Raw genomic sequence first — 23547 nt, 5'->3', positions numbered from 1 at the left:
CAAGTGAGTGGCCCTTTTGGTTTTTGCGGTGGTGTTCGCGTCTCTGTGCGTGTAGGCCACAGCATGGGTATTTACCAAGTGCGCATCGACAACTAAGGCGATCGGCATGAATGACGACAAGCGCGGCCGCGATCAAGGCGGGCAGGGCGACCGGCCGGTGCAAGACAAGCGCATCGGTGTCACCGTCATCTCGGGCTTTCTGGGCGCCGGCAAGACGTCGCTCTTGAACCGGCTGCTGCAAGCGCCTGACTATGCCGACGCGGTGGTCATCGTCAATGAATATGGCGATATCGGCGTGGACCATCATCTGGTGCGTCTGGCGCCGGACAAGGTCGTGCTGGTCGAGGGTGGGTGCCTGTGCTGCGTGGTCAGCGGTTCGGTGGTCGACACCCTGCGTGATCTCTTCATGCAGGCGCTCGCGCGCAAGATCAAGCCGTTCCGGCACGTCATCATCGAAACCAGCGGTCTTGCCGATCCGGCGCCCATCCTCTTCACACTGAAGCACGAACGCTTTCTGGCCGAGCGCTACGCGTATCGCGGCGCAATCGTCGTGGTGTCGGCTGCGCACGGCGCGGAACAACTGCGTGCGCAGCCCGAGGCGGCCCGGCAGCTTGCGCTTGCTGATACCGTCGTAATCAGCAAATCCGATCTTGTCGATGCGGCGCAATTGCACGAAGTCGAACTGGCGATCGAGGCCATCAATCCTGGCGCGCGGCGCGACGTGCAACGCCCGGATGCCCCGTTGGCCGATGGCTTGCTCCAAGGGTCTGACCTGCTTGCTCGTCGCGACGGGAAGGCCGCGGCAAAGTGGCTTGGCGCATTCTCGTCATCGGCCGCTGTGCGGCATGCGGACGTAAGCAGTTTTTCGCTCACGCTGGAAACGCCGCTGAGTCGAGCGGCGTTTCTGGCAGGCATCGCGCGTATCCAGGAGCGCTATGGGCAGGGCGTGCTCCGGATGAAAGGCATCGTGTGTTTCGCCGGTGAATCAAGTCCATGTGAAGTGCATGGCGTGCATGGCGAGTTGTATCCGTTGCAGTCCTTGAACGAATGGCCGGATGATGTGCGCGTCTCGCGGCTGGTGTTCATCGTTCGCGGCTTGGTCGTGCCGGACGTGGCTGCCGCTGTGCGCCACGCATTAGGCCAATCGTCCGCGTGATCGCGCCGAAGGACCCCGTTTCATTGATCGATATTCCGTTGCGGATGCTGCACGGAAATACGGTATAACCGGTACGGTCTGATGCACTTGCCGAGACAGTGATGGATCGACTGAAAGCCATGCAGGTGTTCGTTGAGGTTGCCGATCGGGGCAGCCTGTCGGCGGCCGCCGTGCATCTGGACATGTCTCGCGCCATGGTGTCGCGTTACCTGGCCGAGATGGAGCAATGGGTTGGGGTGCGCCTGCTGCATCGCACGACGCGGCGCCTGAGCCTCACGCCGGCTGGCGCCGAAACCCTGCCGCGCTGCCGCCAGATGCTGGATATGGTCGGCGATCTGCACAGCGCCGTCGCCACGCCCGAGGATACGCCGCGCGGCCTGCTGCGCATCACGACGAGCATGTCGTTTGGCGCCCGCCATCTGGCGCCGGCTGTCACCGACTACGTCAAACGCCACCCCGGAACGTCCGTGGATCTGATGCTGGTCGAGCGCGCGGTCAATCTGGTGGAAGAGCGGGTCGACCTCGCGGTGCGCATCACCAATGATTTGGATCCCAATCTGATTGCGCGCAAGCTGGCGGTGTGCCGATCGGTGGTCTGCGCCTCCCCGGAATATCTCGCGCGCGAAGGTGTGCCTGCGCGCGTCGAGGATCTGTCGTTGCGCAACTGCCTGACCCATTCGTATTTCGGCAAGAGCCTGTGGCGTTTCGAGCGCGATGGCGAGCCGGTCGACGTGCCCGTGGGGGGAAGCATCAGTGCCAACGAAGTCTCGGTGTTGTGCAGTGCCGCTGTGGAAGGGGCGGGTATCGCGATGTTGCCCACGTACTATGCGGCCGAATACATCGCGTCGGGCAAGCTGCAGGTCATCCTGCCCCAATGCAAACCCCAGGAGCTAGGCATTTATGGTGTGTACGCCTCGCGCCGGCAGATGCCCCTGATTTTGCGTTCGATGATGGATTATCTAGCCGAGCGGCTGGGGTCGGCGCCGTGGGACAAGCCGGCGGGCTGAGCGGCGGACGGGTGAGGGGTAGGCTGGCGCGGCGGGTTGGCGGGCCGATAACGGGTACGCCGCAGCTTGAGGCCTGAATAGATGGCGGTATAATTTGCCAGCTTTTGACCCAAAAAATACCTAACAATCGTTCCGGCCTGGTGGCAGGCCGGCGCAATCCAGAGCCCGGCTCGGTTTGCGCAAGGGGGCGAGCCGGTCTGGCAGCGGCGTTCGGCCGCACGGCAATGGCCGATGCCCGTCGGTTCTAGTCTTTGCTATCAATCTTCGCGGAAAGGGTTGGTGCCGGAGGTTCCGGCGCGTTCCGCGGCCATATTGGCGACAGGCGTCAGCGTTGCTGGCGCCAGCTTTTCCAGAATTTGCTCAGACGTTTTGCCGCAGCCGCGCAGCCGCGCAGCCGCGGCAGGCATTCCGCCTTACGGGCGCTAGTGTGGTGGTTTTAGCGCAGGGCGGCGCCATGAGGTGTGGGCGTGGCGGTAAACAGGAACCCAGTGACAATTTCGCATGCCAACATTGACTGTTGCGTCGCCGCTTTTGCGGCGGCTCGGCGGTTTGCGGGCGAGCGTCGCGTTGGGATATCCGGTTTGAGCTGCGGTGCGGGATTGAATCGCGGCGTGCGTTTGAATCGCGGCACGAATTTGAACTGCCACGCGGGTTTGAATTGCCACGCCGATCGCTCGTTTATTTATTTTGAATCCGGCGCCGCAAATGAAAAAGGCCCGGCGAATGCCAGGCCTTCATCAAATTGGTTGCGGGGGCAGGATTTGAACCTACGACCTTCGGGTTATGAGCCCGACGAGCTGCCAGACTGCTCCACCCCGCGTCTGAGAAAAGAATATTAACCTTATTTCCAACCAAGCGCAAGTTAGCCCATTTTTGAATTTGGATGTCGATGAACGATAGCGAGGCAATACTCGTGCTGGAAACCGCGCTGCTGTGCGCGGTTCAGCCGATGCAGATTTCCGATATGCGCAAGCTGTTCGGGGATGATGAACAATTCGACAGCGGCACGGTGCGCCGGCTTCTGGAGACCTTGCAAGGCAACTGGGCCGACGGCGGGCTGGAGCTTGTACAGCTCGCCTCCGGCTGGCGTTTCCAGAGCCGCCCCAGCATGCAGCGCTACCTTGAGCGCCTCAGCCCTGAAAAGCCGCCCAAGTATTCGCGCGCCGTGATGGAAACGCTTGCCATCGTCGCCTGGCGCCAGCCCGTGACGCGCGGCGACATCGAAGATATCCGCGGCGTGACGGTTTCGTCGCAGATCGTGAAGGCCCTCGAGGACCGCGGCTGGATCGAAGTCATTGGCCACCGCGACGCGCCGGGTCGTCCCGCGCTGTTCGGCACTACGCGCCAGTTCCTTGACGATCTGGGGCTGCGTGCGCTGGACGAGCTGCCGCCGCTCGAAACCGCGCACGCTGCCGCCGCGCTCGCCGGGCTGGATCTGGGCGAGGTGCAGCAGGTGCTGGGCGAGACGCCGGAACCGGCTGATGGCGAGGGCGGTGCGGACGCGTTGCCGGCGGAAGATGGCGCGCAAGCGTCCGTTTCCGGGGCGGACGACATCGTCCAGGACGGGGCGGACGCCCCACAACAAGCGTCGCAAGAAGACGAAAATCCGCTTGCCGCCGATCCTGATGCTGAATCCTCCGAGATTTTCCCCGTTGCGGAATTGTCTGTTTCGGAAGACGATGTCCCCATAGCGGCCATCGATAGCGTAGAATCCCAGCTTTCGCGCACAGAAGAAGGCGCGGATCCCGCCGACGAATCCACCGTCCGGGAGCAAGCCGAAGGCTTGTCCAATACGCCGCTCTCGTCCGATCTTCCCGACGACAGAGCTGGCAACGACATTTCCGATATGGCCGCCGATGCCTCCGAGGCCGGTGCTGCAAAGGAAAGAGTCGAGAACGCAAAACACGCGGAACCGACTGACCCGACTGACAAGACCGATGCCGAGGCCCCTGGCGACGCCAGGCGTGAGCCCGTTCATGGTCTTGACGAGGCCGTTCAGCCCGAACCCGATGCTGCCGCCGCGGCCTCGGAACAGGCAGACCCCGACCGGTCCGGGTCTGAACCGGATTCGGCGTCCCCAGATGATGACGAGCCTGCTCCCGGCAGGCCTACCCAAGTTTGAAATTCGGAGCTGTCCCAGTGACAACGAATACAGCAATGCAGGACGACACCCCCCGTTCGGATGACGCCGCTGCCGGCGCGCAGCCGGAATCCTCCGCCGCGCGCGAACCGGCCGCCGAAGGCGAAGCCGGCGCCCGCAGCCGCGGCCGCAAGCTGAGGACCCCGTTCCGTCGCCGCCGTGGCGACGCTGCCGCCGAACAGGCGCCCGCCGCCGAAGGGCAGGCCACTGCGCCCGCCGCACCGGTCGAGTCCGTGGACTCCCGGGGTGGCGAGCAGGAAGCCGAGCAGGCGCTGTCCTACCTGGATACGGCTGACCGCATGGAGCAGCGTCTGGGCAAGTACCTGAACAGCGAAGCGGTCATGCCCAAGCTGCACAAGGTGCTGGCCGACGCAGGCATCGGGTCGCGCCGCGAAATGGAAGAGCTGATCGTCGCGGGCCGGGTGTCCGTCAACGGCGAACCTGCGCATATCGGTCAGCGCGTGGGGCCTAATGATCAGGTGCGTGTCAATGGCAAGCCCATCATGCGCACCAACACGAAAAAGCCGCCGCGCGTGATCCTGTATCACAAGCCCGCCGGCGAGATCGTCAGCCACGACGACCCCGGTGGCCGCGCCAGCGTGTTTGCCCGGCTGCCCAAGCTGCGTACCGGCAAGTGGCTCTCGGCGGGCCGCCTTGACCTGAACACCGAAGGCCTGCTGATTTTCACGACGTCGGGCGACATGGCCAACCGGATCATGCACCCCCGCTATGGCACGGAACGCGAGTACGCCGTTCGTGTCCTGGGCGAAATGGACGAGGCGCAGCGCCAATCGCTGGTCGACGGCATCGAACTCGAAGACGGCTTGGCCGCGTTCGGCGCGCTGGACTACCTGGGCGGAGACGGCAGCAACCGCTGGTACCGTGTCACGCTGCAGGAAGGCCGTAACCGCGAAGTCCGCCGCATGTTTGAAGCGGTCGGCGTCACTGTCAGCCGCCTGATCCGCACGCGCTTCGGAGATGTCGTGCTGCCGCGCACGCTGCGCCGTGGCCGCTGGGACGAACTGGACGCTTCGCTGGTGACCGCGCTGATGGTCCAGTTGGGACTGTTGCGCGATGACGACGATTCGTCGGGCAACCGTCGTCGCTCCAAGCAGCCGCAATCGCACGACAGCGCCTTGCCTCCCGGATTCGGCACGCTCGACCGCAATGGCATGAACGGCGCCCGCATCGGTCGCCGTGGCAAGTTGCAGGGCGGCGGCCTGGGCAGTGCAGGGCAGGCTGCGGCGTGTCCTTCTGATCCTTTCGGCACCGGGCTCATGATCGCCGGTGGTTACGCCAACGGCCACCCGCTTTCGGGCGAGCCCGGCCTGGGCAATCGCAAGGGCAAATCGGGTCCGCGCTCCGCGGGCGCCGGCAAGTCCGGTGGCAAGCAGGGCGGCAAGGCCGGCGGCAAGCCGGGTGGGCGCGCGGGCGGCAATGCGCGCGGTCCCCGCGCCGCAGCGAACGCCGCGGCCGGCCATCCGATGGCGAGCAGCCCGGTGGTCGGCAACCCCGCAGCGGGCGGCATGGGCGATGCGCCGGCTGGCGCTGGCCGCCGTCCTGGCGGCAAGTCCGGTGGCAAGCCCGGCGGCGGCAAGCCGGCTGGCGGCAAACCGGCAGGCGCGCGTAGCGGCAATCCGGGTCGTGGCGGCAAGCCCGCTGCGGGCGGTCGCGGCGGCAACAAGGCCGAAGGCGCGCGCACCGGCGGCAACAACAAGGGTCCGGGCGCCGGTGGCAAGCCGCGTGCGCCGCGTAGTGGCGGTCCCCGCGCCGACGGCGGCCAGCGTGGCGACGATTGGCAACCCCGCAGCGCTTCGGCTCACGAATCGCGGCTGGGCGTCATGGGCGGTGGCCGGGGACGTCAGGGTCGCTGATCCCCGCAGGGCGGCCCGCAGACTGCGCCGCCGCCCCGCATCCGTCCCATATAAACGTAAGCCCGTGACGAATCAGGCGATTTTCCCGTTTATCTGGTAAAATCAATGGTTTTCATGGCTTCGCGTCATGGCTTTTTGCTGGAAGCACTGGATTCTTTAAGTGCGCTTTACCGCAAAAAGCTCGTCGGCTGCGTGCTTGTTGGCTGCATTTGGGCCGATCGGGCGCACGGCCTTGTGCTGGCGTGTTGCTGGCTGGCGTGTGGCCGGGCGCTGTTTGCAGCAATCTCCTTGGCGCGTACCGCTATTCGCGGAAGGCGCACAGGCGCCTGAGTACCCAGCCAAGTCCGGCGAAAGCCGGGTCCGGCACCGGGTCGGGAATCAGGGCGGCGCAAGCCAAAAATTAGGTCGCAATATAGGGCACTGCCCAGCATTGCTCCTTACGTGTAGTAGGGAAGCGGCTGGGCTCTGTGCAATATCGGTGGGCTGGGCGTACAGCCCATTTTTTTTGAGTATATGGCTGATTTATTCGCATTGACCGAAGAGGCTCTGGCCGGCATGGACGTCGAACTTGTCGACGTGGAACGTGCCGCCCTGGGCCTTTTGCGCGTCACGATCGATCGGGTCGGCGGTGTGCGCATCGAAGACTGCGAGCAGGTGTCCCGCCAATTGTCGCGGGTCTATGAGGTCGAGAACATCGACTACAAGCGCCTCGAAGTGGGTTCGCCGGGTGTTGACCGCCCGCTGCGCACCGAGGCCGAGTTCCGCCGTTTCGCAGGCGAGCGCATCGAAATCAAGCTGCGTGAGGCATTGGACGGCCGCAAGGTCTTCTCGGGCACGTTGACCGTGCCGGAAGACGAGGCCGCAGCCGACGCAGCTGCTGGGATGCACAAGACCGTGTTCGGTCTCGAATTTGAGGCAAAAAAGAACGAAGTCCAGGTGTTGAATTTCACGGTCGAAGATATCGAGCGTGCAAAACTGGATCCCGTTCTGGATTTCAAGGGCAAAAAGCGATGAGTCGCGAAATTCTTCTGTTGGTCGATGCCTTGGCGCGTGAAAAAAACGTCACGCGTGACGTCGTGTTCGGCGCTCTCGAAAGTGCGCTGGCCTCGGCCATGAAAAAGCGCTTCAAGGATGATGCGGACATTCGTGTTTCCATCGATAGGGAAACGGGAGACCACGAAGGCTTCCGCCGCTGGCTGGTCGTGCCCGACGAGGCCGGTCTGCAAGAACCCGACAAGCAGGAAATGCTGTCGGATGCCGAGGAAATCGTCCCCGGCATCAAGGAAGGCGAGTACATCGAAGAGCCCCTCGAACCCATCGAGTTCGGCCGTATCGGCGCCCAGGCGGCCAAGCAGGCCATCCTGCAAAAGATCCGCGACGCCGAACGCGAACAGGTGCTGAACGACTTCCTGGACCGTGGTGAAACCATCGTGTCCGGAACGATCAAGCGCATGGACAAGGGCGACGCCATCGTCGAAACCGGCAAGATCGAAGCGCGCCTGCCGCGCTCCGAAATGATCCCCAAGGAAAACCTCCGGGTTGCCGACCGCGTCCGTGCCTTCGTGTTGCGTGTTGACCACGCCGCGCGTGGCCAGCAAGTGATCCTGTCGCGCACGTCGCCCGAGTTCATCCGTCAGCTGTTCGAGAATGAAGTGCCCGAAATCGAGCAGGGTCTGCTCGAGATCAAGGCTGCCGCCCGCGATGCCGGCGTGCGTGCGAAGATCGCCGTCGTGGCATACGATAAGCGTATCGATCCCATCGGGACGTGTGTGGGCATGCGCGGTTCGCGCGTGACCGCCGTGCGCAACGAACTCGGCGGCGAGCAGGTCGACATCGTGTTGTGGTCCGAAGACCCCGCGCAGTTCGTCATCGGCGCGCTGGCGCCGGCCAACGTCGAATCCATCGTCGTCGATGAAGACAAGCATGCGATGGACGTCGTGGTGGACGAGGAAAACCTGCCGAAGGCCATCGGCGCCAAGGGCCAGAACGTGCGCCTGGCGTCCGAACTGACCGGCTGGCAGATCAACATCATGACGCCGGAAGAAAGCCTGAACCGCCAGGAAGTCGAGCGTTCGGGTCTGCGCGCCACGTTCATGAGCAAGCTGGACGTCGACGAGGAAGTCGCTGACATCCTGATCGACGAAGGATTTACCGGTATCGAGGAAATCGCCTACGTTCCCATGCAGGAACTGCTGGAAATCGAGGCGTTTGACGAAGACACCATCAACGAGTTGCGCGCCCGTGCCCGCAATGCGCTGCTGACCGAGGCAATCGCCCAGGAAGAGCGCCTTGAGACCGCACAGGATTTGCTTGAACTCGAAGGCATGACGCCGGAACTGGCCGCCAAGCTGGCCGAGCGTCAAGTGCATACGCGTGATGATCTGGCCGAATTGGCAACGGACGAACTGGCGGAAATCGCCGGTCTGACCGAACAGGAAGCCAGCGATCTCATCATGCGTGCCCGCGCCCATTGGTTCGACGAAGAATAACCAAAAGGACACGGGTCTGCGGTGGGCGCTGCAGCCGCTTCATCCGCCGCAAGTTCACGTTGTTTGTAATAGCTGCCTATAGGGAAGAGAGAGCCTAATGTCGAGTAATACCGTCGCCCAGTTCGCTACCGAGCTGAAAATGCCTGCCAACGTGCTGCTGGATCAGCTGCGTTCGGCTGGCGTTGACCTCAAATCGGTCGACGACTCCGTCACCGACAGCGACAAGGCGAAATTGCTCGAATCGCTGCGTCGCGCACACGGCGCAACCGAAGGCAAGAAGATCACGCTGACGCGCCGCCAGACTTCCGAGATCCGGCAAGCCGACGCCACCGGGCGTTCGCGCACGATCCAGGTCGAAGTGCGCAAGAAGCGCGTCTTCGTCAAGCGCGACCCGTCCGAACTCGCCGCCGAACAGGCCGCCTCGGCCCGTCCCGAAGAAGAAGTCGCGGCAGACGCCGCTCCGCAGGTTTCCGCACCGGCTGCACCCGCAGCTCCCGCGGCGCCTGTCGCCGCAGAAGCTCGCGAAACGGCGCCTGTAGAGGCCGAAGCTCCCGCCCAGGCCGAAGCGCCGCAGCAGGAGCCCGTCGCAGCCGAAGCCGCCGCCCCGGCAGAAGCGCCCGCGGCAACCGAACCCGTCGCGGCCGAAGCGCCCGCCCCCGTCGAGGCCCAAGCGCCTGAAGTCCAGGCTCAGCCTGAACCCGAACCGACGCCGGCGCCTGCTCCTGCCGAGCCCGTGGCCGAAGAGGCCAAGCCCGAAATCAAGACTGAAACCACCGAGCCTCTGGCTGAAGAAGCCAAGCCGGAACCTGCTGTGCTAGCCAATAAGTCCGAAACATCTTCCTCCCAGGCCGCCGCGCCTGTCGCCCAGGCGCAGCCTGCCGCGAAACCCGAATCCGTGAAGCCCGCCGCCGCCGCGCCCGCCGCTGCGCCCAAGGTGGGTGGTCGCGTCGACAACCGCCGTGCCGCGCCGCCGCTGGCCGCTTCCGCCACGACCGCAGGCCGCGACGAAGCCCGCCGCGCCGCCGAGGCCGAGGCCGCCGCGCTGCGCGAAATGCTGAACCGTCCCCGCAAGGTGCTGCGCGCGCCCGAGCCCGAGGCGCCTGCCGCCGCACCGATCTCCGGCACGCTGCACAAGCCCGCCGGCAAGCCCGGCGCCGCACCCGCGGCCAAGAAGGACGCCAAGCCGGCCGCCCCTGGCGCCAAGAAAACCATCAAGACCGCCGAAGTCGCTTCGACCTGGTCCGATGATTCGTCGCGCAAGAAGCCGGCCGACAAGCCGGCAGCCCCGGCCAGCCGTGACGGCTGGCGTGCGGGTGGCAAGGGCGGTGGCAAGTCGGGCGGCCGTGGTGGCCGCAACCAGCAGAACGACCGCCGCAACGAGCCGGCGCCGCAGGAATTCATCGCACGTGAAGTTCACGTCCCGGAAACCATCAGCGTGGCCGACCTGGCTCACAAGATGTCCGTCAAGGCCGCCGAAGTCATCAAGCAATTGATGAAGCTGGGCCAGATGGTCACCATCAACCAGGTGCTGGATCAGGAAACGGCCATGATCGTGGTCGAGGAACTGGGCCACGTGGCCATCGCCGCCAAGCTGGACGACCCGGAAGCCTTCCTGGACGAATCCGCCACCCAATCCGAAGCCGAGCAACTGCCGCGCGCGCCGGTCGTGACCGTCATGGGCCACGTCGACCACGGCAAGACCTCGCTGCTGGACTACATCCGCCGCGCCAAGGTTGCCGCGGGCGAAGCCGGCGGCATCACGCAGCACATCGGCGCCTACCACGTCCGCACCGAGCGCGGCATGGTGACCTTCCTTGACACCCCGGGGCACGAGGCGTTTACCGCCATGCGTGCCCGCGGCGCCAAGGCGACCGACATCGTGATTCTGGTGGTTGCCGCCGACGACGGCGTGATGCCGCAGACGCGTGAAGCCATCCACCATGCCAAGGCCGCAGGCGTGCCCATCGTGGTGGCCGTGACCAAGATCGACAAGCCCGCCGCCAACCCGGAACGCGTCAAGCAGGAACTGGTTGCCGAACAGGTCGTGCCGGAAGAATACGGTGGCGACGTGCCGTTCGTGGGCGTGTCCGCCAAGACCGGCCAGGGCATCGACGACCTTCTCGAAAACGTGCTGCTGCAAGCCGAAGTGCTGGAACTGAAGGCGCCCGAAGACGCACCCGCCAAGGGTCTGGTCATCGAAGCCCGTCTGGACAAGGGCCGCGGCCCGGTCGCGACGATTCTCGTGCAAAGCGGCACGCTCAAGCGCGGCGACGTCGTGCTGGCCGGCGCAAGCTTTGGCCGTGTGCGCGCCATGCTCGACGAAAACGGCAAGCCGATCCAGACGGCCGGTCCCTCGATCCCCGTTGAGATCCAGGGCCTGACTGAAGTGCCGGCCGCCGGTGACGAACTGATGGCACTGTCCGACGAGCGCAAGGCGCGCGAAATCGCGCTGTTCCGCCAAGGCAAGTTCCGCGACGTCAAGCTGGCCCGCCAACAGGCTGCCAAGCTGGAATCGATGTTCGACAACCTCGGCGAAGGCACCCAGACCCTCACCCTCATCGTCAAGACCGACGTGCAGGGTTCGCAGGAAGCCCTGGTGCAGTCGCTGGTCAAGCTGTCCACCGACGAAGTGCGTGTGCAAGTCGTGCACGCCGCGGTTGGCGGCATCTCGGAAACCGACATCAACCTGGCCATCGCCTCGCACGCCGTCGTCATCGGCTTCAACGTGCGTGCCGATGCCAGCGCCAAGAAGCTTGCCGAGAACAACGGCATCGACGTGCGCTACTACAACATCATCTACGACGCCGTGGATGAGGTTAAGGCCGCCATGTCGGGCATGCTGGCGCCCGAGAAGAAGGAAGAAATCATCGGCCTGGTCGAGATCCGCGAGGTGTACAGCATCTCCCGCCTCGGCAACATCGCCGGTTGTATGGTGCTCGACGGCATCGTGCGCCGCGATTCCCAGGTCCGCCTGCTGCGCAACAACGTGGTTCACTGGACGGGGCACCTCGAGTCGCTGCGCCGCTTCAAGGACGACGTCAAGGAAGTCAAGTCGGGCTTCGATTGCGGTCTGACGCTGCGCGGCAACAATGACATCCAGGTGGGCGACCAGCTGGAAGTCTTTGAAATCAAGGAAATTGCGCGCACGCTGTAAAGCACGCGCCAGGCATTGTTAATGAGCCGTCACAAGTCCAAAGCCATTCCCGGCCGCAATCTGCGGCTGGCCGACCAGATCCAGAAGGATCTGGCCGGGATCATCCAGCGCGAAATCGACACGAAACGCGCTGGACTGATCACGATTTCGGGTGTGGAACTGTCGACCGACTACGCGCATGCCAAGGTGTGGTTCACGGTTTTGGGCGCCGAGCCCGAAGCCGCCACCACCTTGCTGAACGAGAAGGCCGGCTGGCTGCATTCGCAGCTCTACAAGCTTCTGCACATCCACACCGTCCCCACTTTGCGCTTCTTCCACGACGAGCAAGTCGCCCGTGGCATCGAAATGTCGATCCTCATCGACCGCGCAAACCGCCCTGGCCCGCACTCGGGCGTACCCGACGAGCCTGAAGACAAGTCCTGATCGGGCTGTCGTCACTGCTTCATTTTTTTCCGGATTTCGACGATGGCTAAACGACGCGGGCTTGCGCTCGACGGTGTGCTGTTGCTTGATAAACCTGTGGGTTTGTCGAGCAATCACGCCTTGCAGCGCGCCAAACGCGCCATGGACGCGGCCAAGGCCGGCCACACCGGCACGCTGGACCCTTTTGCCACCGGCCTGCTGGTGTGCTGCATGGGCCGCGCCACCAAAATTTCCGGCGCGATGCTTGACGCCGACAAGGCATATCGCGCTACGCTGCAATTTGGATCGGAAACCGATTCCGGCGACCTGACGGGCAACGTAACGGCGACTGCCGAACCCGGTTTTGCTGTCGAGGAACAGGCGCTGCGCGATGCACTGTCACGTTTCTCGGGCACCATCGAGCAGATTCCGCCGATGTACTCGGCGCTCAAGCGCGACGGCAAGCCGCTGTACGAGTACGCCCGCGCGGGCATCGAGCTGGAACGCCCGCCGCGCACGATCACGATATACCGCATCGAGCTGTTGTCCCTGACCGGGACGCAGGCAGAGATCGATGTGGCTTGCAGTAAAGGCACATACATCCGAACACTGGCCCAGGACATCGGGCGCGTGCTGGGCTGTTTCGCCCACCTGACGGCGCTGCGGCGCACGCACGTCGGGCCCTTCTCTCTGGAACGCGCCGTTGAACTGGAAGCCTTGCAGGCCATGCCAGACCCCAAGCAGGCATTGCTTGCACTGAACGAATTGCCGGAGGGCTTGCTGCCCTCCACCCTGACCTTAAAGGACTCGCTATGACTCGCGCCTTGCGCAACGTCGCCATCATCGCCCACGTTGACCACGGAAAAACCACCCTGGTCGACCAGCTGCTGCGCCAATCCGGCACCTTCCGCGAAAACCAGGCGCTGACCGAACGGGTCATGGACTCGAACGACCTGGAAAAGGAACGTGGCATCACGATTCTGGCCAAGAACTGTGCCGTTGAGTACGAAGGCACCCACATCAACATCGTCGACACCCCGGGCCACGCCGACTTCGGTGGCGAGGTCGAGCGCGTGCTGTCCATGGTCGACGGCGTGCTGCTGCTGGTTGACGCGGTCGAAGGCCCGATGCCCCAGACCATTTTTGTGACCCGCAAGGCACTGGCCCTGGGCCTGAAGCCGATCGTCGTGGTCAACAAGGTCGACCGTCCGGGCGCCCGCACCGATTTCGTCATCAACGCCACGTTCGACCTGTTCGACAAGCTGGGCGCCACCGACGAGCAGCTGGACTTCCCGGTCGTGTACGCATCGGGTCTGTCTGGTTACGCCGGCCTGACGCCGGATGTGCGCGAAGGCGACATGCGTCCCTTGTTCGAAGCCATCCTGCAACACGTGCCGCAGCGCGAGGACGATCCCAACGGCCCGCTGCAGATGCAGATCATTTCGCTGGACTACAACAGCTACGTCGGCAAGATCGGCGTGGGCCGCATCAACCGTGGCCGTATGCGCCCGGGCATGGAAGTGGCCTACAAGTTCGGTCCCGATGGTCAAGGCGGCCGCGGCCGCATCAACCAGGTGCTGAAGTTCCATGGCCTGGAGCGCGTCGTGGTGGACGAAGCCGAAGCCGGCGACATCGTGCTGATCAACGGCATTGAAGACCTGGGCATCGGTTGCACGGTGATGGATCCGGTCAACCAGGAACCGCTGCCGATGCTGCGCATCGACGAACCGACGCTGACCATGAACTTCATGGTGAACACGTCGCCGCTGGCCGGCCGCGAAGGCAAGTTCGTGACCAGCCGCCAGGTGCGCGACCGTCTGGATCGCGAACTGAAGTCCAACGTGGCGCTGCGTGTGCGCGACACGGGCGACGACACGGTTTTCGAAGTGTCGGGCCGTGGCGAACTGCACCTGACCATTCTGCTTGAAACGATGCGCCGCGAAGGCTACGAGTTGGCCGTGTCGCGTCCGCGCGTGGTGTTCAAGGAAATCGACGGCGTGAAGTGCGAGCCGTTCGAGTCGCTGACCGTTGACGTCGAAGACGCGCACCAGGGTGGCGTCATGGAAGAGCTGGGCCGCCGTAAGGGCGACCTGCAGGACATGCAGCCGGACGGCCGTGGCCGTACGCGTCTGGAATACCTGATCCCGGCCCGCGGCCTGATCGGTTTCCAGAACGAATTCCTGACGCTGACGCGCGGCACGGGCCTGATGAGCCACATCTTCCACGAATACGCGCCGATCAAGGAAGGCTCCATCGGCGAACGCCGCAACGGCGTGCTGATCAGCCAGGACAACGGCGACGCCGTGGCCTACGCGCTGTGGAAGCTGCAGGATCGCGGCCGCATGTTCGTCAACCCGGGCGATGCGCTGTACGAAGGCATGATCATCGGCATCCACAGCCGTGACAACGACCTGGTCGTGAACCCGATCAAGGGCAAGCAGCTGACCAACGTGCGCGCGTCGGGCACCGACGAAGCCGTGCGCCTGGTTCCGCCGATCCAGATGTCGCTGGAATACGCCGTGGAATTCATCGACGACGACGAACTGGTGGAAATCACCCCGAAGTCGATCCGTCTGCGCAAGCGCTACCTGCTCGAAAACGAGCGCAAGCGCGCCGCGCGCGAAGCCGCGGTCTGAGCTTGAAGGCGGCAGTCGCCGCCTTGTTGCCAGATCAATGAAAAGCCGCGCACCTTCGGGTGGGCGGCTTTTTTTGTTTTGCAACCCGTGCGGCCGCCGGCTACACCGCGCCGTGCTGGTGCCGGTATTCTTGCGTCCGCCCGCCATAGCCGTAGGCCGCAGCGCGCGCGTCGATCACATGGACGTACGAGCACTCGTGCAGTTCGCCCATGATCTCCTGGAACGCGGCATAGACGTCCTTGATGAAGCGCGCCTTCTCGGCCTTGGTGTTGGTCTCGTCCGTGACGCTGATGTCCAGGTGGAATGCGTTTTTACCTTGTTCGGACAAGGGGCGTCCGCCGATGAACCAGAGTTCGTGCGGAATGTGCTGCAGCGTGATGGCGATGACGGGCAGCTTTTTGCCGAGCACGGACTGGGTCAGCCCGGCGACGGATTCGACGATGCGTTGGTCAATGGCGGCATCGGGTGTGCCGGAACGATGGATGACGATGTGGGGCATGACGGCTCTCCGGTTGGGTAGGTACAGGGCCAGTGTAGAAAGCGCGTTGACATCGGAAAAGCGGGAAATTACGATTCCATCCATCGACTTAGCCGTTGGATAAATCATGAGCGGATTCGACCTGGACCAGCTTCGCACGCTGGTTGCGGTGCTGGACGCAGGCAGCCTGACCGCCGCGGCGCCCAAGGTGTTCCTGTCGCAATCGTCCGTCAGTGAACAGATGCGCAAGCTGGAGGACAGGGCGGGTCAGCCGTTGCTGGTGCGCGGCAAGGCGGGCGTGCGCGCTACGCCGGCCGGTCAGCGCCTCCTAGCGCATGCGCGCACGATCCTGGCCCTGAGCGACGAGGCCTACCGCGACCTGCGCGGCGTGGCGCTTCGGGGCGAACTGCGCCTGTGCATCACCGATTACTTCCGGCCGGGGGACGTCGCCCGTCTGCTGCGCCGCCTGAACGAGCAGTATCCGCAGGTGCGGCTGCACGTCACCATCATGAAAAGCGGCGCGATCGAAGCGGCTTACGAGCGCGGCGAGATCGACGTCGGCATATCGATGGTCATCCAGGAGCGGGGCGCGACGCGCGGCCGGGCGGACGGCGCGCTGCTGCGGCGTGAACCGCTGCTGTGGATGGCGGCCGAGGGCGTGACGCCGCCGCTGGCGGAACCCTTGCCGTTGCTGGCGCTGCCGGAAACCTGCGCGCTGCGCCAATACGTTGAGCGGATGTTGTCGCGCCGCGGCGTACCGTATGCGGTATCGCACGTGGCGTCCGGCGTCGCGGGACTGCAGTTGGCCGTCGCCGCGGGATTGGGCGTTGCGTGTCTGAACGAATCGGCGCTGGGTGCGGGCATGACGCGGCTGCATGCGCCCGGCTTGCCGGCGTTGCCATCGGTGGAATTCAGGTTGCTCGCTGCCCGCCCCGGCGAAAGCGAGTTCGTGGGGCTGGCGCGCGAGGCGATCGTCAAGGCGATGATGTAGGCAGCGCCTTGACTGAGGGTTGCGGTGCGTGCGGACAAGCGCGGGCGACGCCCTGTCCGCAGCACGGCCGCCGTGTCAGGCGGGCAGGGAAGGGGCGTACTGTTCGGCGGACATCACCCGTTCGTGGAATTCCACGACCTTTCGCACCACCTTGACGGGGTCGTCTTCGATGATGAAAAGATCCAGGTCGTGGGCGGCGATCATGCCGTTGCCGAGCACCTGGTCGCCCAGCCATTCGGCCAGTCCCGACCAGTACTCGCTGCCGACCAGCACGATCGGCGCCGGCGGCACCTTGCCCGTCTGGATGAGCGTCAACGCTTCGAAGAGCTCGTCCAGCGTGCCAAAGCCGCCGGGCATCGCCACGTAGGCGAAGCTGTGCATGAAGAACGCTGCCTTGCGAGGAAAGAAGTACTCGAAGGACAGGCTGATGGTCTGGAATTCGTTGTTGTGGGCTTCGTGCGGCAGGCTGATGTTCAACCCGATGCTCGTGCCTCCTGCTTCAAATGCACCTTTGTTGGCGGCTTCCATGATGCCGGGGCCGCCGCCCGCGATGACTGCGAAGCCAGCTTCTGCCAGCGCCGCGGAGATCGCGATGGTGGTTTCATAGTACGGGGAATTACGGCTGACTCGTGCGCTACCGAAAACGCTGACTGCGGGCCCGATGTGAGCGAGCTTGTCTGCCGCCGTCCTTATCTCTGACATAATCAGCGGAATTTGTTTGCCGGCGGGTGTATCCATATCTGCCTTTGTAACCATGAAAAAAACGCTATTACTGGTCGACGGTTCAAGTTACTTGTACCGCGCTTTCCACGCTATGCCCGATTTGCGCAACGCGCAAGGCGAACCGACAGGTGCGCTTTACGGCGTGGTCAATATGCTGCGCAAGCTTGTATCTGACCATAAGGCAGAGTATGCCGCATGTATCTTCGATGCTCGCGGCAAGACGTTTCGGGACGATCTGTATCCGGAATACAAGTCGCACCGTCCCCCTATGCCTGAGGACCTAGCAGCACAAATCGATCCCATCCACCGCGCGGTGCGCGCCCTGGGTTGGCCTGTGCTGGCGATCGAAGGCGTCGAGGCGGATGACGTCATTGGCACGTTGGCACATCGTGCCGCGCAGCATGACGTTCACACCATCGTCTCTACGGGCGACAAGGACCTGGCGCAACTGGTCAACAGCCACGTCACGCTCGTCAACACCATGAGCGGCGAGGTCCTGGACGAAGCCGGCGTCGTGAACAAGTTTGGCGTGCCTCCCGAGCGTATCGTCGACTACCTGATGCTGGTGGGCGACACGGTCGACAACGTGCCGGGCGTCACCAAGGTCGGGCCCAAGACGGCCGCCAAATGGATTACGGAATTTGGCTCGATTGACAAGCTGATCGAAGGCGCCGATGGCATCAAGGGCGTGGCCGGCAACAACCTGCGCGAAGCCATCCCCAATTTCCCGTTGACGCGCCAACTGCTCACGGTCAAGTGCGATTGCGATCTGACCGGCCACATCGACAGCGTGGACGACCTGACGCCGCGTCCGCGCGACGACGCCGCGCTGACCGAGCTGTACGAACGCTACGGCTTCCGCACGTGGCTGCGCGACCTGACCGGTGACGTCGAGCGCGTGCCCGCGGGCGATGCGCGCGTCGCGCACGAGGCGCCCGCGGCGCCCGCCACGCTGGATTACCGCATCATTTCCGACTGGGCGGCGTTCGACGCCTGGATGGAACTGATGCAGCAGGCATCGCTGGTTGCGCTGGACACCGAGACAACGTCGCTGGACGAGATGCAGGCCCGGCTGGTGGGCTTGTCGATGTCGGTGGCGCCCGGCGTGGCCTGCTACATCCCGGTCGCGCACCGGGGACCCGACGGTGCGGTCCAGTTGCCCAAGGATGAAGTGCTGGCCCGTTTGAAGCCCTGGCTGGAAGACCCGGCGCGCGCCAAGCTGCTGCACCATGCCAAGTACGACACGCACGTGTTCGCCAACGAAGGCATCCGCCTGGCCGGCGCCGCCGAAGACACCATGCTGCAGGCCTACGTGCTGGAATCGCATCGCGGCGTGGGCCTGAACGATCTGGCGCAGCGTTATCTGGGACGCAGCGGCGTGTCCTACGAGGACCTCTGCGGCAAGGGCGCCAAGCAGATCGGGTTTGACGAAGTGGCGGTGGACAAGGCCGGGCATTACGCGGCCGAAGACGCCGATTTCACGCTGCAACTGCATCAGGTGCTGCGTCCGATGGTCGCTGCCGACGAAGGGCTGGAACGCATCTATCGCCTGGAAATGCAGGTGTCCGGCGTGCTGACCACCATCGAACGCAACGGCGTGAAGGTCGATGCCGCCGAACTGGGCCGCCAGAGCAACAAGCTGGGCCAGGAGATGCTGCAGCTCGAGCAGAAGGCCTATGAACTCGCCGGCCAGCCGTTCAACCTGAATTCCCCCAAGCAGCTTGGCGAAATCCTGTTCGGCCGCATGCAGCTGCCGGTGGTGCGCAAGACCGCGAGCGGCGCGCCCTCCACGGACGAGGAAGTGCTGAGCAAGCTGGCGCTGGACTATCCGTTGCCGCAGGTGCTGCTGGACTACCGCGGGCTGTCCAAGCTGAAGTCCACCTACACGGACAAGCTGCCGCGCATGATCAACCCGGCGACCGGGCGGGTGCACACGCACTATTCGCAGGCCGCCGTCATCACCGGACGTCTGGCGTCGTCGGATCCCAACCTGCAGAACATTCCGGTCCGCACCGAGGCCGGGCGTCGGGTGCGCGAGGCGTTCATCGCCGAGCGCGGCCTGCTGTTGTCCGCAGACTATTCGCAGATCGAGTTGCGCATCATGGCGCACGTCTCGGACGACGCGAATCTGCAAAGCGCCTTCGCGGCGGGCGAGGACATCCACCGCGCCACCGCATCCGAAGTGTTCGGTGTGCCGCTGGACGCCGTGACCACCGATCAGCGCCGTGCCGCCAAAGCCATCAACTTCGGCCTGATCTACGGCATGGGCGTGTTCGGCCTGGCGTCCAACCTGGGCATCACGCGCGACGCCGCGCAGGCTTACATCGACCGCTACTTTGCGCGCTATCCCGGCGTGGCCATGTACATGGACGACACGCGGCGCCTGGCGCGCGAGCAGGGCTACGTGGAAACCGTCTTTGGACGGCGGCTGCAGTTGCCGGAAATCCGCGGCGCCTCGGGGCCGCGCAGGCAGGGCGCCGAGCGGGCGGCCATCAATGCGCCCATGCAGGGCACCGCGGCCGATCTCATCAAAATGGCCATGGTGGCGGTGCAGGACTGGATCGACACCGAGAAGCTGCAGACGCGCATGATCATGCAGGTGCACGACGAACTGGTGATGGAAGCGCCGGACGAGGAGCTGGAACTGGTCAAGGAGGCGCTGCCGCGTCTGATGTGCAACGTGGCGACGCTGCGTGTGCCGCTGGTCGCGGAAGTGGGCATGGGCAAGAACTGGGAACAGGCGCACTAAAGGGACAGAGCGCCCCGGGCCGTCTTCGGACGGCCCATTTCCGGTTTTTGGATTGCAACAATATAATGTTGCGCTTCCCCCCCCCCGCCTGATCTTTTCCCCCCTCCATGTTGCTGCTCTGGGTTTTGCTCGCCACCATTACCGGCGGCCTTATTGCTGTCCTCGTCGCGAGCTGGCTCGCGTACAAGGTCTTTGCCAAATACCTGCATCACATGGTGAGCCTGTCGGTGGGCGTGCTGCTGTCGGTCGCGCTGCTGCACCTGCTGCCCGAAGCATTCGAGACCGGCGTCGGCAACGCGCATGTGCTCTTCGGGCTGATGCTGGCGTCGCTGATCGGGTTTTTCGTGCTGGAGAAGATTGCGCTGCTGCGCCACAGCCATCACCACGAAGGCGACGGCCATCACCACCACAAGGGACACGACCGGCACGAGGCGGGGCGCGGCGGGATGCTCATCCTGATCGGCAGCTCGCTGCACAACCTGTGCGATGGCGTGCTGATCGCCGCGGCGTTTCTCACCGATCCGCTGTTGGGTGTGCTGACCGCGGCGTCGATCATCATCCACGAGATACCGCACAAGCTGGGCGACTTCGTCGTTCTGATCAATGCCGGCCTGCGCCGCCGCCGGGCCTTCGCACTGATTCTCTTTACCAGCTTGTGTTCAGCGGTCGGCGGCATAATAGGCTACTTCGTGCTGCAGCAGGCGCAGGACTGGACGCCGTACATTCTGGTGGTTGCCGCCAGCAGCTTCCTGTATATCTCGGTGGCCGACCTGATGCCGCAGATGCACGAGCGGGTATCCCTGTCCGATGCCGTCCCGCAATTGCTGCTGGTCGGTGTGGGTGTGGCGCTGATCTACAGCGTGACGACCCTGATGCACCACGGGCACGACCATGGCGGCCATGACCATGGCGCGCCGCATGCGGAGCACGGCCACCAGCACTAGCGCTGGCACGGCGGTGGGGATGGCCGGCTTTCGTCGACCCCAACCAAGGAGTTCTCCATGAGTTTTTCCACCGCCGCAGGCAATGTCGCCCCCACCGTGATCCACACGGACACGCAGGGCCTCGTCCACGGGGATTTCCAGCTGCCCGTTACGGGTGGCCCCATCGACGCCTACTACGCGGCGCCCGAGGGCAAGCGCGATCTGCCGATCGTGCTGGTGATCCAGGAAATCTTTGGCGTGCATGAACACATCAAGGACATCTGCCGCCGGGTCGCCAAGGCCGGCTATCTGGCCGTCGCTTGCGATCTGTATCAGCGCCAGGGCGACGCATCCTCCTACACCGACATCCCGAAGCTCATTTCCGAACTTGTCAGCAAGGTCCCGGACGAACAGGTGTTTGGCGACTTGGACGCCAGCGTCGCCTGGGCCGCCGCCAACGGCGGGGACCCGCGCCGGGTGGCGGTGACGGGTTTCTGCTGGGGCGGGCGCCTGACGTGGATGTACGCCGCGCACAATCCCGACGTGAAGGCGGGCGTCGCTTGGTACGGCAAGCTCAGCGTGGGCCACGGGCCGCTCATCAAGCGCGTGGCGCTGGATGTGACGAACGAGCTGCACGGTCCCGTCCTGGGCCTGTACGGCGGGCGCGACGCCAGCATTCCGCTGTCTGATGTGGAAGCCATGAAGACGAAGCTGGCCGCCGGCAACGCTGCGGCGAAGCAGTCCGACATCGTGGTGTATCCCGAGGCCGATCATGCGTTCCTGGCGGATTACCGCGCTAGTTATCACCCGGAGGCCGCGAAGGATGGCTGGGCGCGGATGCTGGAGTGGTTCAAGCGGTATTTGTGAGGCGGGGCAGGCTAGCCACGAAAGTGGCCCACCGGATGTGACCTTCGCAGAAGAAAGCCGACCCGCGGGTCGGCTTTTTCATGCAGGGCCGCCCCTTCGGGCGGCAGCAAACGTGCGAAGCGCGCGCGGCGTGGGGGCTATTAATTCCCCGCCTCGCGCAAGCGGCTGGGCAAGAGCTCGCCGTGGCGTGCCAGCAAGGGGTACGCCGCCGCGCCCACCAGATGCGAGTTGATGCCCTTCATATCCCGCAGGATGTCCAGATACAACGCACCGACTTCCGCCGCGTCGACCTGGCCCGACTTGATCTTCTGCAGGTGCGTGTCGGCCGCCTGGGTTTCGATCGTGCGGAAACGCGCCTTTTCGCCGGCCAGGGAACGCGCCTGGCGCAGGTCGTCGTTCACGAAAAGGGCGGCGGCCGTGCGCTGGTTGGCGATGAGCTGGCCCAGCGTGTCGTCCAGGCTGGCGCGTTGCTCGGGCGAGAACGTCCATCCCTGCTTACGCAACTTGGCGACGTGGCTGAGCAGCCCGTGATGAGCGATATCGCCAGCGTGTCCGATGTTGCTGGTGAAGGCCAGGATGTCATCGAGCCGCTGGATGTCGTCGCGGGTCATGTTTTCCTGGTCCAGCGTCGCCAGATACGTCGTGATGGCGTTTTCCAGCTTGTCCAGCGCGCCGTCGAGCTGGCGCGCCTGCACCATGCGGTGGCGGTTGTCGCGCTTGAAGCCCGCCCGCGCGTAGAGCAGCAGCGTCTGCAGCATGTCGGCCATCCGCAGGGCTTCGCGCGCGGCGTTGCCCAGCGCCACGGCCGGCACGTCGTGCGCCCATTCATCCAGGTATTGGGGCCGCGACGGGTCGTTCGGGTCGGCGCGCTTGGGCAGCCAGCGGGTGAGGAGGGCGGCGTACGGGGTCAGGGTCGGCAGGAAGACCAGCGCGATGACCACATTGAACAAGGTGTGGAAGTTGGCGACCGCGCGGGCGGGGTCGCGTGCCAGGTCGCTCATCCAAGGCTGCAGGAGCGGTAGCAGCAGCAGGCCGGCCAGCACGCCCAGCACCCGTGTCAGCAGATTGCCCAGCGGCAGGCGGCGGGCGGCGGGGTCGTCGCCGGTCACGCCTTCGATCATCGGGTTGATTGCCGTGCCCAGGTTGGCGCCCAGCACCAGCGCAAATGCCACATGCGGCGCCACCATGTTGTGGCTGGCCAGCGACATCACCAGCACCACCACGGCCACGCTGGAGTGCGCCGCCCAGGTGAATGCCGCGGACAGCAGCACCGCAGCGACGGGCTGGGTCGCCAGCGCGTCCAGGACCATGCCCAGCATGGGCGCGGTCTGGAAAGGGGCAAAGAGTTCGACGAGCTGGTGCAGCGACAGCAGCAAAAGGCCCAGGCCGATGAAGACCCGGCCCAGGTCGCGGGTGCGGCCCGGCGGGTAGCGCCGGAACATCCAGACGCCGGCAAGGATCAGGATCGGCGCAAGCTCGGTCAGGTCGAAGGACAGCAGCTGGACGATCAGCGTGGTGCCGACGTTGGCGCCCAGCATGGCCGCCAGCGCGGGCACCAGCCCGACGACGCCGCCCGCGGCAAAGCCGGTGATCATCAAGCCGGTGGCGGTGCTGCTCTGCAATGCGGCCGTGATGCCCAGGCCGGCAAAGAATGCCCGCAGCCGCGTGCCAAGGGCGCGCCCCAGCGCCGCGCCCAGTGCCGCACCAAACGCGCGTTGAACGCCCGTTTGCACCATGTGCACGCCCCAAAGCAGCAGCGCCACGTAGCCGGCGAAGTCAAGCAGGGTAATGAGTCCAGACATCCAGGCGTTTTTCCGTTCTTTTTATGACAAGTAATAATTCTGTAATGATCGCATGCCCCGCCGGGCTTTGACACCCGGCGCGAAGATACAGGATACGCCCGGCGGGGCTTTGCTGCGTGCGCCCGGGGCTACGCGTATCATTGCCTGATCATTTGT

The 23547-nt window shown here is 64.6% G+C and carries 17 protein-coding genes and 1 tRNA gene; 14 read left to right on the top strand and 4 right to left on the bottom strand.

Annotated features, from left to right (window positions below):
- Positions 1 to 106 precede the first annotated feature (106 nt).
- Both B3098_RS06240 and B3098_RS06235 read left to right on the top strand, forming a co-directional pair.
- Positions 107 to 1156 (top strand): CobW family GTP-binding protein, encoded by a 1050-nt coding sequence (locus B3098_RS06240; protein ID WP_286893062.1) that lies wholly within the window; start codon positions 107 to 109, stop codon positions 1154 to 1156.
- 101 nt (positions 1157 to 1257) lie between these two features.
- Positions 1258 to 2163, top strand: coding sequence for a LysR family transcriptional regulator (locus B3098_RS06235; protein ID WP_175124693.1), 906 nt, complete (start codon positions 1258 to 1260; stop codon positions 2161 to 2163).
- A 743-nt stretch (positions 2164 to 2906) separates the two neighbouring features.
- Here B3098_RS06235 and B3098_RS06230 read toward each other — a convergent pair.
- Positions 2907 to 2983 (bottom strand) — tRNA-Met (locus B3098_RS06230).
- 63 nt (positions 2984 to 3046) lie between these two features.
- On the opposite strand from B3098_RS06230, the gene scpB reads away from it, so the two are divergent.
- The 8 genes from scpB to typA all read left to right on the top strand — a co-directional run bounded on the left by scpB (position 3047) and on the right by typA (position 14858).
- On the top strand, positions 3047 to 4285 hold the full coding sequence (scpB, locus tag B3098_RS06225) for an SMC-Scp complex subunit ScpB (protein WP_286893059.1): 1239 nt from the start codon (positions 3047 to 3049) through the stop codon (positions 4283 to 4285).
- Positions 4286 to 4320: 35 nt separating this feature from the next.
- Complete coding sequence (locus B3098_RS06220) at positions 4321 to 6177, top strand: pseudouridine synthase (RefSeq protein ID WP_286893057.1); 1857 nt, start codon at positions 4321 to 4323, stop codon at positions 6175 to 6177.
- 513 nt (positions 6178 to 6690) lie between these two features.
- On the top strand, positions 6691 to 7191 hold the full coding sequence (gene rimP, locus B3098_RS06215) for a ribosome maturation factor RimP (protein ID WP_175124690.1): 501 nt from the start codon (positions 6691 to 6693) through the stop codon (positions 7189 to 7191).
- Positions 7188 to 8666 (top strand): transcription termination factor NusA, encoded by a 1479-nt coding sequence (gene nusA / locus B3098_RS06210; RefSeq protein ID WP_286893054.1) that lies wholly within the window; start codon positions 7188 to 7190, stop codon positions 8664 to 8666. Before rimP ends, nusA begins: the two co-directional genes overlap by 4 nt.
- 97 nt (positions 8667 to 8763) lie before the next feature.
- Entirely contained in the window at positions 8764 to 11820 is a 3057-nt protein-coding gene (gene infB / locus B3098_RS06205; RefSeq protein WP_286893052.1) for a translation initiation factor IF-2, read from the top strand.
- A gap of 21 nt (positions 11821 to 11841) precedes the next feature.
- Positions 11842 to 12243: a 30S ribosome-binding factor RbfA gene (rbfA, locus tag B3098_RS06200; RefSeq protein ID WP_175124688.1), complete on the top strand. Its 402-nt coding sequence runs from the start codon at positions 11842 to 11844 to the stop codon at positions 12241 to 12243.
- A gap of 42 nt (positions 12244 to 12285) precedes the next feature.
- Positions 12286 to 13038 (top strand): tRNA pseudouridine(55) synthase TruB, encoded by a 753-nt coding sequence (gene truB / locus B3098_RS06195; RefSeq protein WP_286893050.1) that lies wholly within the window; start codon positions 12286 to 12288, stop codon positions 13036 to 13038.
- A complete protein-coding gene (typA, locus tag B3098_RS06190; protein ID WP_175124686.1) occupies positions 13035 to 14858 on the top strand; it encodes a translational GTPase TypA in 1824 nt (607 codons plus the stop codon). The genes truB and typA overlap by 4 nt, the downstream gene beginning before the upstream one ends.
- 100 nt (positions 14859 to 14958) lie before the next feature.
- Here the strand turns inward: typA and B3098_RS06185 are convergent, their stop codons facing one another.
- A complete protein-coding gene (locus B3098_RS06185) occupies positions 14959 to 15357 on the bottom strand; it encodes a tautomerase family protein (RefSeq protein WP_279973093.1) in 399 nt (132 codons plus the stop codon).
- A gap of 106 nt (positions 15358 to 15463) precedes the next feature.
- On the opposite strand from B3098_RS06185, the gene B3098_RS06180 reads away from it, so the two are divergent.
- On the top strand, positions 15464 to 16327 hold the full coding sequence (locus B3098_RS06180; RefSeq protein ID WP_286893047.1) for a LysR family transcriptional regulator: 864 nt from the start codon (positions 15464 to 15466) through the stop codon (positions 16325 to 16327).
- Positions 16328 to 16402: 75 nt separating this feature from the next.
- Here B3098_RS06180 and B3098_RS06175 read toward each other — a convergent pair whose 3' ends face one another.
- On the bottom strand, positions 16403 to 17029 hold the full coding sequence (locus B3098_RS06175; protein WP_175137516.1) for a TIGR00730 family Rossman fold protein: 627 nt from the start codon (positions 17027 to 17029) through the stop codon (positions 16403 to 16405).
- 52 nt (positions 17030 to 17081) lie between these two features.
- On the opposite strand from B3098_RS06175, the gene polA reads away from it, so the two are divergent.
- The 3 genes from polA to B3098_RS06160 all read left to right on the top strand — a co-directional run bounded on the left by polA (position 17082) and on the right by B3098_RS06160 (position 21589).
- The gene (polA, locus tag B3098_RS06170) at positions 17082 to 19799 is read left to right on the top strand and encodes a DNA polymerase I (RefSeq protein WP_286893045.1); all 2718 of its coding nucleotides are present in this window, start codon (positions 17082 to 17084) and stop codon (positions 19797 to 19799) included.
- Positions 19800 to 19906: 107 nt separating this feature from the next.
- Positions 19907 to 20743, top strand: coding sequence for a ZIP family metal transporter (locus B3098_RS06165; RefSeq protein ID WP_279973089.1), 837 nt, complete (start codon positions 19907 to 19909; stop codon positions 20741 to 20743).
- Positions 20744 to 20800: 57 nt separating this feature from the next.
- On the top strand, positions 20801 to 21589 hold the full coding sequence (locus B3098_RS06160; protein ID WP_175124681.1) for a dienelactone hydrolase family protein: 789 nt from the start codon (positions 20801 to 20803) through the stop codon (positions 21587 to 21589).
- A gap of 140 nt (positions 21590 to 21729) precedes the next feature.
- Here B3098_RS06160 and B3098_RS06155 read toward each other — a convergent pair whose 3' ends face one another.
- Positions 21730 to 23391, bottom strand: a complete 1662-nt coding sequence (locus B3098_RS06155; protein WP_286893042.1) for a Na/Pi cotransporter family protein — start codon at positions 23389 to 23391, stop codon at positions 21730 to 21732.
- Positions 23392 to 23547 lie beyond the last annotated feature (156 nt).

The organism is Achromobacter sp. UBA2119 (genome assembly GCF_002331005.1).
Lineage (GTDB): Bacteria > Pseudomonadota > Gammaproteobacteria > Burkholderiales > Burkholderiaceae_B > Achromobacter > Achromobacter animicus.
Note: the sequence above shows the minus strand (reverse complement) of the source record. Positions and strands in the feature narration are given on the sequence as shown.